General features: G+C 43.1%; 8 protein-coding genes. 4 read left to right on the forward strand and 4 right to left on the reverse strand.

What is annotated here, in order from left to right:
* Positions 1-2 precede the first annotated feature (2 nt).
* From ACSAJE_RS12575 to ACSAJE_RS12590, 4 genes are all read right to left on the reverse strand, one after another.
* Positions 3-692, reverse strand: a complete 690-nt coding sequence (locus ACSAJE_RS12575) for a response regulator transcription factor (RefSeq protein WP_022025430.1) — start codon at positions 690-692, stop codon at positions 3-5.
* 12 nt (positions 693-704) lie between these two features.
* Positions 705-2,270, reverse strand: a complete 1,566-nt coding sequence (locus ACSAJE_RS12580; RefSeq protein WP_118691294.1) for a sensor histidine kinase — start codon at positions 2,268-2,270, stop codon at positions 705-707.
* Positions 2,271-2,355: 85 nt separating this feature from the next.
* On the reverse strand, positions 2,356-3,702 hold the full coding sequence (locus ACSAJE_RS12585) for an LCP family protein (protein WP_118691293.1): 1,347 nt from the start codon (positions 3,700-3,702) through the stop codon (positions 2,356-2,358).
* A gap of 27 nt (positions 3,703-3,729) precedes the next feature.
* Positions 3,730-5,160: an undecaprenyl-phosphate glucose phosphotransferase gene (locus ACSAJE_RS12590; protein ID WP_022025433.1), complete on the reverse strand. Its 1,431-nt coding sequence runs from the start codon at positions 5,158-5,160 to the stop codon at positions 3,730-3,732.
* 302 nt (positions 5,161-5,462) lie between these two features.
* Between ACSAJE_RS12590 and ACSAJE_RS12595 the strand changes: the two genes are divergently transcribed.
* From ACSAJE_RS12595 to ACSAJE_RS12610, 4 genes are all read left to right on the forward strand, one after another.
* Entirely contained in the window at positions 5,463-7,343 is a 1,881-nt protein-coding gene (locus tag ACSAJE_RS12595) for a S1C family serine protease (protein ID WP_458009271.1), read from the forward strand.
* A gap of 730 nt (positions 7,344-8,073) precedes the next feature.
* The gene (locus ACSAJE_RS12600; RefSeq protein WP_458009272.1) at positions 8,074-9,819 is read left to right on the forward strand and encodes a sulfatase-like hydrolase/transferase; all 1,746 of its coding nucleotides are present in this window, start codon (positions 8,074-8,076) and stop codon (positions 9,817-9,819) included.
* Between the two features lie 65 nt (positions 9,820-9,884).
* A complete protein-coding gene (locus tag ACSAJE_RS12605; RefSeq protein ID WP_458009273.1) occupies positions 9,885-11,537 on the forward strand; it encodes a serine hydrolase domain-containing protein in 1,653 nt (550 codons plus the stop codon).
* A gap of 675 nt (positions 11,538-12,212) precedes the next feature.
* The gene (locus tag ACSAJE_RS12610) at positions 12,213-12,746 is read left to right on the forward strand and encodes a histidine phosphatase family protein (RefSeq protein ID WP_458009274.1); all 534 of its coding nucleotides are present in this window, start codon (positions 12,213-12,215) and stop codon (positions 12,744-12,746) included.
* Positions 12,747-13,367: the final 621 nt, after the last annotated feature.

Raw genomic sequence — 13,367 nt, forward strand, 5'->3', positions numbered from 1 at the left:
GATCAGAGGCGGAAACGATATCCGACGCCCCAGATCGTTTCAATATATTTTGGCTTTGAGGTGTTTTCCTCGATTTTTTCACGAATTTTTTTAATGTGTACGGTAACGGTTGCAATGTCACCGACAGATTCCATTTCCCAAATCTTCTTAAAGAGTTCTTCTTTGGAGTAAACATGGTTTGGATGTTCTGCCAAAAAGGTGAGGAGATCAAACTCTTTGGTGGTAAATGTTTTCTCTTCACCGGCAAGAATGACGCGGCGGGCTGTTTTATCAATAACCAGATCGCGGATCTCAATGACTTCATTTGTCTCCTGCCCGGCAGAGGTGAGCCGTTTGTAGCGGGACAGGTGCGCTTTGACGCGAGCTACCAGTTCGCTTGGACTGAACGGTTTGGTCATGTAATCATCAGCCCCCAGACCTAAACCGCGAATCTTATCAATGTCTTCCTTTTTGGCGGAAACCATAATGATCGGTGTGTTTTTCTTCTCACGGATCAGCTTACAGATCTCGAAACCATCCATGCCGGGTAACATCAGATCCAGTAAGATTAGGTCGAAATCTTCATCGATAGCTCTGGCAGCACCCTCACTGCCCTCATGTTCGATCTCTACATGAAATTCGCTTAATTCTAAATAATCTTTTTCTAATTCTGCAATGGCAGTGTCATCTTCAATGATCAAAATATTGCTCATGAATGTACCTCCTTAGGATAAATCAGTGTTTTTTGCTTTTTTCAGGGTAAATATAATGCTCGTTCCAACGCCTTCTACACTTTCAGCCCACACTTTACCGCCGTGTGCAGAAATGATCTGCTCGACGATGGAGAGTCCCAGACCGCTTCCACCTGTTGATGAAGTTCTAGAGGCATCGGCGCGGTAAAATTGTTGGAATATATATGGTAAACTGGCTGCGGCAATGCCGGGGCCTTCATCCTCAATGTGGATCCGTATAAATTCGTCTGGTGGCAATGCAGGCTCAATCTCGGAACCGTCCTTGTTGAGCTGTCGATACAATGGCGGCTGCTCCGGTTTAGAGGGTTCTTCGGTGATAATAACGTGCAGGGTAGACGGTGAATGATCCATATATTTTTCAGCATTATTCACGATGTTAAAGATCACTCGTTTTAATTTCTCGGGATCTGCCATCACCTTGGTGTCTGGCGGCGTAGAGTTAAACATGGACAATGTCATGCCGTAACTCTGCAGATCAAGGGAAAGATCTTCCATACAATCCGTAAAGTAATCGGACAGATTGATTGGGATGAGATCATAGTGAAGTCTGCTCTGTTCCATTTTGGCAAATAGAGAAAGTTCTTCGACCAAATAGGTCATATCGTTTGCTTTGGCATAAATGGTATGCAGATATTTGTGCTGCATTTCCTCGGTGCCCGCTATGCCGTCCAACAGTCCTTCGGAATACCCTTTGATCGCTGTTAATGGCGTCTTTAGATCATGAGATACGTTGTTTAGCATTTCTCGGGTGGCGTCTTCGTAATGAATACGTTCATCCATCATAGATTTTAAGCGGATACGCATTTCCTCAAATTCCTGACATAATTCACCAATTTCATCCGACGATATCGGATGGATCGGGTAATCCAGATTACCGGCACCAATTTGAATCGTGGCAATGCGCAGTATGCTGATCGGATATGCGATACTTCGATAGAGCCAGATCACGAGGAGCAGCGCGGTGATCAAAATGATCGCTAAGAAAGAGTAGATCAGATCAAATATCGCTTTTTTCCAATGAGGTGCCAGAGATGCTAAATTGGTCACCAAAAAGAGCTGTCCCTGTGTTCCGTTGGAGAAGTAAAAGTCTTTTTTCTTAGTTACCATTGAAGCACCTTGATCCATATATACAATGTTGTCGGTACCTTTTTCATATTTAATAAAGCCTGGGAGCGTTTCCATTCTTTTGTGCTGCTTAGAATTGCCGGTGAATGTTACTTTACCGTTTATTTTCAAAATAAGGAACGAGTCGCGGCTTGCCAAATGGTCATTTGCTTTCTGGAGATAATCAGTATCGTAAAAGCGATCCGGATTCTGGTCTGCCGTCTGCACTAGGGCAACATAGTCGTTCATCGTTACATTAAAGATGATCGTGATCGGATTGAGAGATAATTCGTAGTCCGAAGATTCAATATCGTAGTTGCTTTTGAGAAATGTTGTCTGTCGTTCCATCACGAAGTGTACGCAAAGTACGCTCATGCCAAATGGAAATAAGATCATGATCAAAAAGGCAATAATAAGTTTGGTACGAATCTTCATAGTCAATCCCCCAAAGTAGTTATGGAACCATCATCGTCAAGCTGATTACAAGTTCCTTTGGTGTTGTACACCGACTACTGTTAAGCTAATTGCTGGTTTCTTTGCTGATCGTGTGCACAAGTTTACTTGGCTCATAATTGTCGGTTCCAAATAGTTCTTTGTGCAGTTTCTTTACATTGGATACGAGTGTCGTTGGGAAGTCATAATATATACCGTCCCGTCCGCGGTGACAGCTTAATTTGTACGGAAATCCCTGTTGATCGCCAATCTCATAAAAAGGCAGGTACTTCATGAGTGACAGGATGTCCGATGTCGATAGGCTGGTGTATATCTGCGGAAAGATTTTATTCATAGCAGAGATCAGCGCAGTAGGACTCGATTTTTTTGCCTTGGCAAAAATAGCCTGAAGGACGGTTCGCTGTCGTTCTGCACGGGTGAAATCGCCACCCTTTGTATAGCGTACGCGGCAGTAGCCGGTAGCCTGTACGCCGGTCACTGTCTGTTTGCCGGGATGCTTGATCTTGGTATATTTTTGACCATTGATCTTCGCAACGTCGTGACCATAGGCGTTTACCCATTTTAACTCTTCTTTTTTGATCGTGAGTTCAACACCGCCCAATTCGTCAATAACATTCGTTAAAGCACTAAAGTTTACCGTGACAAAATCTTTAATATTCAGATCAAAGTTTTTGTTGAGTGTATTGACGGCAAGATCAGGACCGCCATACGCATAAGCGTGGTTGACCTTAGTGCAGCCATGATCATGAATCTTTACATAAGTGTCCCTGTAAATGGACACTAACTTGACGTCGTGTGTTTTATTATTAATGCTTGCTACGATAATGGAATCACTTCGTGTGTTCTTTCTTAGGTCGTTGGCACGGGAATCCACGCCGAACAGGGCAATATTGGTGTAATTCTTGATATTTGCATCCTGTTCCCCGCAAAGTGTCACATCTGATAGCGGATGATTTTCAATCGTATTCAGTGATTTTACCAAATAAACAAATATGCCGCCGACACATAAAGCAACGATCAGTAAAAGGCATAGTAAAAAACGGCGGATCGGATGGCGGCGTTTCTTATTACGTCTACCTGCTGCACCAACAGAGCGCATATCTCGTCTGCGGCTGTCTGTTACATTGCCGGAGCGTGCGTTATGACTGCGGCTGCCGATGAAACTGCCGGACCGTCCGCTATGACTTCGGCTGCCGGTTGAGTTGCCCGATCTCGTAGTTTGTCTGCGCTTTGCGTTGGTACCTGATCTTTTTGTCGAACCAGTCTGACGAGCTCGTCTGACCGGCTCGCTGTAATCTTCATCCTCATAATATCCCGCGCTGCGGCGTGTTGCATAGTCAGCGTTGCGTCTGCGGCGCACTGCCTCCTGCGTACGCTCATTGCGGCGACGGTAATCTTCATAATCCTTTGCCATACCTCTATCAAACCCTTCCTCTTGTTATTAATAGGCATTTTTGTTGGTGTTGCGTCCAAAGAATGTTAAAAACAGTATTTTAAAATCCAACAAAAGTGTCCAGTTTTCTACATAATATAAATCGCATTCAATACGTTTGGTAATGGATGTGTCCCCGCGGTATCCGTTTACCTGCGCCCAGCCGGTCATACCCGGGCGAACCTGATGCTTGATCATATAACGCGGGATCTCTTCCTTAAATTTATTGACAAAATATGGTCTTTCCGGTCGAGGACCAACGAGACTCATATCACCCTTCAGCACGTTAAAGATCTGTGGAAGCTCATCCAAATTGGTCTTACGCATAAATTTACCAATGCTGGTAACACGAGGATCATTTGCCGTTGTCCAAGCCTTTTTCTCAGCAGACTCTTCCTGCACACGCATAGAACGGAACTTGTACATGGCAAATTCACGGTTGTGCAGTCCGACACGTACCTGCTTAAAAATAAGCGGTCCCGGTGAGGTGATCTTGATGATAAGAGACAACAGTAACATTGGAATGGCAAATATGATCAGAGCCACAATGCCGCCAAACAGATCAACGATACGCTTGATCGCATTGTTAAAGGAGGAACTAAGCGGCACATGGCGCACATGAATGACAGGGATGCCATCCAGATCCTCTGTATATGGTTTTGTCGGGATGATATGATTATAATCCGGGATAAATTTTGTATGGATTCCCGATTTTTCACAGGTTGCCACAATCTTTTCCAATTTGAAAAACTCCTGGATGCGAAGTGTGATAGCAATCTCATCGTACTTGTTGGTAGCAAGCAGATCGGCAAGTTGTCTGGTGTTGCCGATCACGTCCACATTTCGGTAAGATTCCCCGACCGGTTTGTTATCGTCCAAAATACCGTGTACATAATAGCCCCATTCCGGGTGAGCACGAAGACGGTCGATATAGCCCTCTGCCATACGGCTGTATCCAACTAATAGGATGTGTTTCAGGTTTTTGCCGCGTTTGCGCAACAGTTTCAATATGCTCATTACGATCAGACGGAAAATGTAATCTGCAGTCAGGTTGATCATAATAAACATGGTCAAAAACAGACGGGCGTAATCAGTCTGTTTGATAAAGTACAAAATCGCTGTACCATATACGATACCAAACAGGTTTGCCTTGATCAGGCAGTAAAGCTCATGACGTTTGCTGTTGGTTCGCTTTGGATCATATAAGCCGCAGAAACGGTATATAATGATAAAACATGGGATCAAAAATACCAATGTGTTGAGATATTGATCCAGCCGCAAATAATATCCGATGGGCGGACTGATAATGTGGTGACGGATCAACGGACTCCAAAGCTCGTTAAAACGCAGTTCGTAAGACAGCAGGAATGCTGCTGCAATAATAAGGGCATCTATTATAATATGAAATAAATTCAATAATCGTTGATTTTCTCGTATCAATGTAATATAAACCTCCCGCTTTTATTAATCTATCAGCTACCACAGTATTATAGTATTTTCTTCCATTATTCGCAATATCCAACTGGGATTTAACTTTTTCTTAAAGAAGTTTTCACAATAAGAACACAAATCACTGGTAGACTTACAGTCAGAAACTAAGAACAGCACATGAGATTCTTAGTTGTAAATGGTTAGAGCGTATGAGATACATTCGACAATCTGACCAACGAAAAATGTACGCTCGGAGTAACTCGTTTTGAGAAGATACCGAGAGGACATAAAATAGAAATGGAGGGTTAGATATGGAAGAGAACAAAAGAACAGATTCAGGATACACAGGTGAGTACGGTAATCCGGTGGAGCACAACGATGCACCACAGGTAGAAACAGAAAATGCGGCGGCTTACAGTGAGACAGCGCAGTCTGCTTCTGAGCAGGGCGCAAGCGCACAGGCAGAGCAGAGCAGTACTTACAGCTACTCTTACAAGAATGGAGAGGGCACAAGTACACACTCCGGAGATTATTATGGCGGTGGAGCTGCACAGCCAAATAATGAATCTGCGCAGCAAAGCGGAGCCGGTCCACAGCAAATGAATGGTTACGGTTCACAGATGAACGGTGGCCCACAGCAGATGAACGGCGGTCCACAGATGAATTTCAGACAGCCGAACCAAAAACCACCGAAAGCAAAGAAATCAAAACAGCCGGGCAGCGTAAGTACCGGAAAGAAAATTGCATTTTGCATTGCATGTGCCGTTATCTTTGGTGTTGTTTCCGGAATATGTTTCCAAGGCGTTCGCTATATAACGAATCGCTTCCTGCCTACGACAACATCATCTACCACGAAACTGCAGTCAACAACAGACGGTAAGAGTGCGAGCACAGCACAGAGCACTTCTTCTCCTTCGACTACGCAGACAGGAACCACAGACGTTTCCGGTATCGCGGAGCAGACTATGCCGGCAATCGTTGCTATCACAAGCACTTCACAGGGTGCGAACTATTATGACTTGTTTGGACAGCAGTATCAGGGACAGGATACGACCAGTGCCGGTTCCGGATTTATTGTAGGACAGAATGATAAAGAATTGCTGATCGCAACCAACAATCATGTTATAGACGGTGCAAAGACAATTTCTGTACAGTTTATTGATGAGCAGATTTACGAGGCAACGGTAAAAGGAACAGACAGCAGCAATGATCTGGCTGTTATCGCAGTACAGACATCTAAGATCAAAGAGAGCACGATGAACAAGATCCGCGTAGCTGATCTTGGCGATTCGAGCAAGATTAAAGTTGGTGAGATGGCAGTTGCTATCGGTAACGCACTTGGTTATGGTCAGTCGGTAACGGTTGGTTATATTAGTGCAAAAGATCGTGAAATTTCAGAATCTGAGAGTGGCAGCTCCAGTTCTTCCTCCTCTAATACGATCAAGGCAATTCAGACCGATGCAGCTATCAATCCTGGTAACAGTGGTGGTGCTTTGATCAATATGCAGGGGCAGGTTATCGGTATTAACTCTGCTAAGATCGCAGCTTCTGAAGTAGAAGGTGTTGGATATGCGATCCCGATTTCCGTCGCAAAACCGATCATTGAGGATCTGATGAATAAAGAAAACCTCAAAGATAGTGAAAAAGGCTATTTAGGAATCAGCGGAAGAACGGTTTCTGACGAGATGGCAGCCTACAATATGCCAAATGGTGTTTATGTTGCAGAAGTATCTAAGAATGGTGCGGCAGACAAAGCAGGCATCCAGAAAGGCGACATCATTACATCCATTAATAATATGGAAGTCCGTTCTATCGAAAGTCTGCAGGAAAAAGCCAATAGCTACAAAAAGGGAACTCAGGTAGAGATTATCTTGCAGAGAAGTGATTCTGGAACGTATAAAGAAAAGAAAGTGAAAGTTACACTGCAAGGTTCCAGTTCATTAAACGGTTTAAGTTCCGGCAAATCGTCCAACAATGACAGTCAGAGCGGCAATTCCGGCAACAACAGCCAGAATGGTAACAACGGTCAGAACGGCAGCAATGGCAACAGCGGTCAGAATGGTAGCAATGGTAACATCGGCAACAACGGCAACAACAGCCAGAATGGCAACAATGGTAACAACGGAAATTCCGGCAGCGACAGCGGATCCGGCAACGATTTGTTCGGATTTGGAGATTTGTTTGGTAACTAATAGATACATGATAGAAAGACTCTAATAAGAAACTCAAACTTTGCACATCCAAAGCTGCTGTCCGATCACATATTGCTTGTTATGTCAGCAATAAATATGATATTTTGCAGCCGACAAGCTAACTTGTTCTGCCGTCAGCGAACTAAGATAATTGCCGCAGAACGCAGAGTTTTTGTGTGATTTCTTGTTTTGTTAAGTCTCTGATGAATACATGCCTGACGGAATGTCTGAGATGTCCCGGTTTAGCAAGGTATCATCGATTTTTGGACGGGACGCTTTCGCTACGATGCGCTACGTCACGTTACTTAATGTCTCTGAAACACGAGACATAAGTAACGACGAGCGCAAAGTCCCTTTCAAAAATGATGATTACCTTGCTTACGGGACGTCGAGTTCTCCGTAAGGCATGTAAATCAAGCATCAGAGACAACAAAATTTAGAAATCACCTAAAACGAAAATGCGGTAAGGCAATTACTATAGTTCTCTGACGGCAGAAATCGCTATGTTGTGGCTGCAAAATACTTAGTATTCTTTGACATAACAAGCAATATGTATCGACAAGATGATTTTGGATGTGCGAAGTTTGAGCAAGAAATAAATGGGCCTGCCGTATTGACGGCGGGTCTTTTGCGTTGCATAATAACGCTATTGTTATTTTCTGAAGAATGCGGTTTTAGCATGTTTTTGTTAACGAATCGTTTTTTGGAATTCGTGGAATGGGGGAATGTTATGCTGAAAAAATGGTATGCAAAAGTTATTTTCTTCATACTATATAGTTTCGCATCGTATTGTACGATGCAGTTATTTCTTGATGCGAATCCTTTCACAATAGGAGTAAACGGGATTGCACGCAATATGTTTTTGTTCATGATCTATTATGGCGTGCTGCTTTGTTTCTTTCGCAAAATGCGCCCTGCATTATTGTTTGGTGGAATATTGATGATCCTTATTGGAGGGATCAATTATCTCGTATTGCAATTTCGTGGCTATGGAATCATATTTATGGATTTTTACGCTATTTCTACGGCGATGACAGTGGCGGGGCGGTATACCGTTAAGATCATACCGTGCCTGATCGCGGCGACAGCGGTAGCGGTGTTGCAGATTGTTGCAGTGTGTGGGCTGCTTTCGAAGGAAACTGCTTGGAAACTGCGTGGTTCTTTGATCGGACTGATCGTATGTGTCGGGATGACAGTGGGGATGTTTGGCTCAGGACTTTTGATGGATGGTGTTAGTTCGGTATATTGGGATCATCAGATCGGTATGCAAAAATATGGCTACTTTGTTTATTTCCTTGCCAATGCACAGGTACATACGGTATCGGAGCCGGAAGGGTATAGTAAAGCGGCTGCTCAGAAGATATTGCAGCAATATGAAAAACAGGCAGTTTCCACAGGGCAGGAGCAGTCGCCCAACCTGATCATGATTATGAACGAAGCCTTTAGTGATCTGCGTGTATGGGGAGATTTTCAGACAAACCGAGCCGTGATGCCGTTTTGGGACAGCTTGCAGCAAAATACGGTAAAAGGGTTTGCACAGTCATCCGTTTATGGCGGTTATACAGCAAACTCGGAGTTTGAATTTTTGACCGGCTGTACGAAAGCATTTTTGCCGGGAAATCCCTATTTGGAATACATACATACCAAAACGCCGTCCCTATTATGGGACATGAAAAACAGGCAGGGGTCGTTCATTTATGCGATGCACCCGTATAATGCATCCGGTTATAATCGAAATCGTGTCTATCCGTTGATCGGGGTGGATTCTTTTGTGACGAAAGAAGAGTTTGTGGGAGCAAAGAAGGTACGAGGTCTGATTTCAGATGAAGCAGATTATGACAAGATGATTGATCTTTATGAGCAGCAAAAAGGGGATAAGCCGTTTGTTATGTTTAATGTGACAATGCAAAATCACAATCCCTATACCAAGAAAAGTTCTTTCAAGGAACCGATCAAGGTCACATCTTTTCAGGCGGATCCGGAGGTAGAGCAGTATTTGTCCCTGATCCACGAATCGGATGCGGCATTGCAAAAATTAATTGCATATTATGAGAAACAGGCGGAGCAGGCAGTGATCGTTTTCTTTGGAGATCATCAGCCTCATTTGCCGGACTCCTTTTATTTCCAAATGACAGGAAAGATTCCTGCCGGTTTTACCAAAGAAGAGGCACTCAAAAAATACGAGGTACCGTTTCTTATTTGGGCGAATTATGATATTACGGAAAAAGAAATTGATCATATATCGCTGAACTATTTGTCGACAGAAATGGCTGTGGATACCGGGCAGAGCATGAGTGCTTATCAATGTTTCTTACAGGCGATGCAACAGGAAATTTCTTCCTTGTCTGATAATGGCTGTTATGATGCAGAGGGGCGGTATTACACGTTGGAGGAAGCACCGGAATCTATGCAGCAATGGATCCGGGAATACAAGATCCTGCAATATTATATGTTGTTTGACGGTCAGGAGAGTTAGCTACTTTACGAACGCCATATTTTTCGATATAATACGTCTTATGTAATGCGATAAGGAGGAACAACATGAGAAGATTTTATACAGTAATGACTGCGGTGGCGCTTACCGTAGCGACCGTGTTTTCCGGAGTGAGTACGGTACAGGCAGGCGGATATCATGAATATGATATTGAAAAGTATGTCATGAACCAGTTATCTGCGGCAAGTGTGCCAGGGGTCAGCGTATCGATCGTCAGCGATCAAAAAGAAATTTACAGCGCTACGTTCGGTGTGGATGGCAAGACACAGTCTGATTATGTGTTAGGTAATCTGACACAGTCTATGACAGCGTTAGGTGTGTTGAGTCTGGCAGAAGATGGTGAGATCAAGTTAGAGGATGATATTACGACGTATTTGCCAAAATACAGTGCGCTGAAGGGTGTTACGATCGAAAAATTGCTTCATCAGACCACGGGGATCAAAAAAGAGACGATGTTAGACCAGGTGAAGGCCGAGGGCAAAGAAGGCATTTATCAGAATGCATATGTGAATTATTCCATTTTGGGTGAATTGATTGAAAGTGTTTCCGGTGAGACTTACGAAGAATATCTGACGGAAAATATATTGGATGCTTGCGGTATGACATCCACTTACAGCTTGCGCCAAAATCCGGAAATGCAGGAGGAAATGTCACCCGCATATAAAAATTATTTTGGTTATCCGGTTGCAGCCAAGTATCAATACAATGCATCGGATCAGTGGGCAACAGTCTCTTCGGGATATATGATCTCTGACGTAAAGGACATGGGCAAATATTTGCAGATGTACCTGAAGGAAGGCGGGGATGTCGTAAATCCGGAAGATATTGCAGGGGTATTACAAAATACCGTGCCGGTTATTAACAAGAGTAAAGAAGATAGTTTGTATGGAACCGAGGAAGCCTATGGTATGGGCTGGATGGCAACCCGGTACAAAGGCACGGATCTGTATTATCAGTCGGGTGTTCTGGAAAATCAAATGACAATGATGGCATTGATACCGGACAAAAAAATCGGTTTTGTCATGTTGTTTAATGGCGGCGATTACTTGGTCGGCAAACAGTTGATGGAAAAAATCTGCGTTGGTGTAACGGATATCCTTTTGGGAGAGAAAGCAGCGAACATTCCGTCAAATAGTTATCTGCTTCAACATGGACTCATTGATCTGCTCCTTTTGATCATATTGGTGGGCTGCAGTCTGCCGATCTTTATGACCGGGATTTGGAGAAAACGTGCGGCAGCAGGTTTTCATGCGGCTCGTTTGGTCAAGGATATTTTGATCCAGATCGTATTACCTACGGCAGTGCTTGTTGTTGTGCAGAAGGAAATATTCCCATGGAAGTTGTTGTACCGTATTGTACCGGATGTAGTGATCGTAGCGGTCATTGCGATTGCACTCCTTTATATCGGTGGTTTGCTTAAACTTCTTCGCAGTGTCGCAATGGTGGTTCGATACAAGCTGGATCCGGAAGGATTTCACGCATCCTTAACAGTACAGGATGGGGAAGAGGTTCAAGCCGGTGAATTGATGGAATTAGTGCTTGACACACCGGACAAGTCGGAAGAAACTGAAGCCGAGGTGGAAGCTGCGGCAGTGCAAATGCAGCAGGATGCTGCGTCACAAACATCGGAAGCGACAGAAACGCCGGAAGCGACAGAAACATCGGATGTGTCACAAACATCGGAATCCGAACAAAAATAATTTATGGTATTAAAAATGTGCTTGCAGTAATCTGTGGCATTCGTTGGGGGCAAAATATTTTTGCCCCCAATTTTAAGATTTTTAACTCAAACTTCGCACATCCAAAATTATCATGTCGTCACATATTGCTTATTATGTCAGCAATAAATATGATATTTTGCAGTCGACAAGATAACTTGTTCTGCCGGCAGCGAACTAAGATAATTGCCGCAGAGCGCAGAGTTTTTGTTTGATTTCTTATTTTGTTATGTCTCTGATGAATACATGCCCGAAGGAGTGTCTGAGATGTCCCGGATTAGCAAGGTATCATCCATTTTTGGACGGGACGCTTTCGCTACACTGCGCTACGTCACGTTACTTAATGTCTCTGAAATACGAGACATAAGTAACGACGAGCGCAAAGTCCCTTTCAAAAATGATGATTACCTTGCTTCCGGGACTTTTAAGTTCCCGAAGGGCATGTAGATCAAACATCAGAGACAACAAAATTTAGAAATCAACAAAAACGAAAATGCGGCAAGGCAATTACTATAGTTCTCTGCTGGCAGAAATAGCTATGTTGTGGCTGCAAAATACATAGTATTCTTTGACATAATAAGCAATATGTGACCGAACAGCAGCTTTGGATGTGCGAAGTTTGAGTTTTTAAAATTAGTAGGAAAGGATAAGATGAGGATGAAAAAATTATATTTTACACGTCATGGACAGACGATTTGGAATGTAGAGAATAAAATATGTGGTGCGACGGACATTGCATTGACAGAGCTGGGACATGAGCAGGCAATGGAACTGGGACGTAAGATTAGAGAACAAGGATTGAAGATAGATGAGATCCGTTATTCTCCGTTAATGCGTGCGGCAGACACCGCACATCATATTGCAGAGGCTACAGGAATCCCCTGTGTGGAGGAACCAAGGCTCAAAGAACAGAACTTTGGCAAATACGAATCTACTGCTAGAAATGGCGCAGAGTTTAAGGTCGCTAAGAGAGAGTTTATCAATCATTATGAGGGTGGCGAATCCATGCTGCAGCTCGCACAGAGAGTATATAATTTACTGGACGAATTATCGAAGGATGATAAAACGTATCTGCTAGTTGCGCATAACGGTATAGCCCGCGTTGTGCAGTCCTATTTTGTGGACATGACGAATGACGAATACGCAGCATTTGGTATTGATAATTGTCAAGTGTTGGAATATGAAATTTAATGTCAAATTCTTAAAAACTCAAACTTCCCATACCAGAAGATTTTACAAGCCCATATAATAGGCAATATATGGCAGATATGGATGACAGTAGCATTTGGTATGGGAAATGCAAGATAATATGATATTCATTTACTATGTTATTGAAGTAGGGGGAGGGGTGAATTGAATTGGGTGACTGGAATTAGAATTCTTGGAAATCCAGCTTGCGTTTGTTGGGTAATTAGTTGACTGGAATTAAGATTTTAGGAATTTTAGCTTGCTTATGTGTGCTTTTTTATGGATATATGTTTTGCTCTCAATGTTCCAGTTATTTAATCATTTTCATGATGATTAAGGTGTTAAAAGGTTTGAATTTTCCATGCGAGTATTTTGTGAATCTTCAACCAGATATCCATCAATTTCGCATCTCAAAAGGGGCGAGGGGTTTTTATATAGATGATCAGATATGTCCAAATTCTTAAGAATTATTAAGATTATGCTGCTATTGTTGACACTGCATCAAATCTATGGTGTACTAAAGATGTAACTAACGGAAGTTCTGTATAGAGTGAATTATTTTTTGTATCTAAAGTATCTATTTTTTACATGTGAGAAGTGACATGGGTAAGGAGGAGCAAATGA

The organism is Jutongia sp. SJQ-6, from assembly GCF_054161275.1.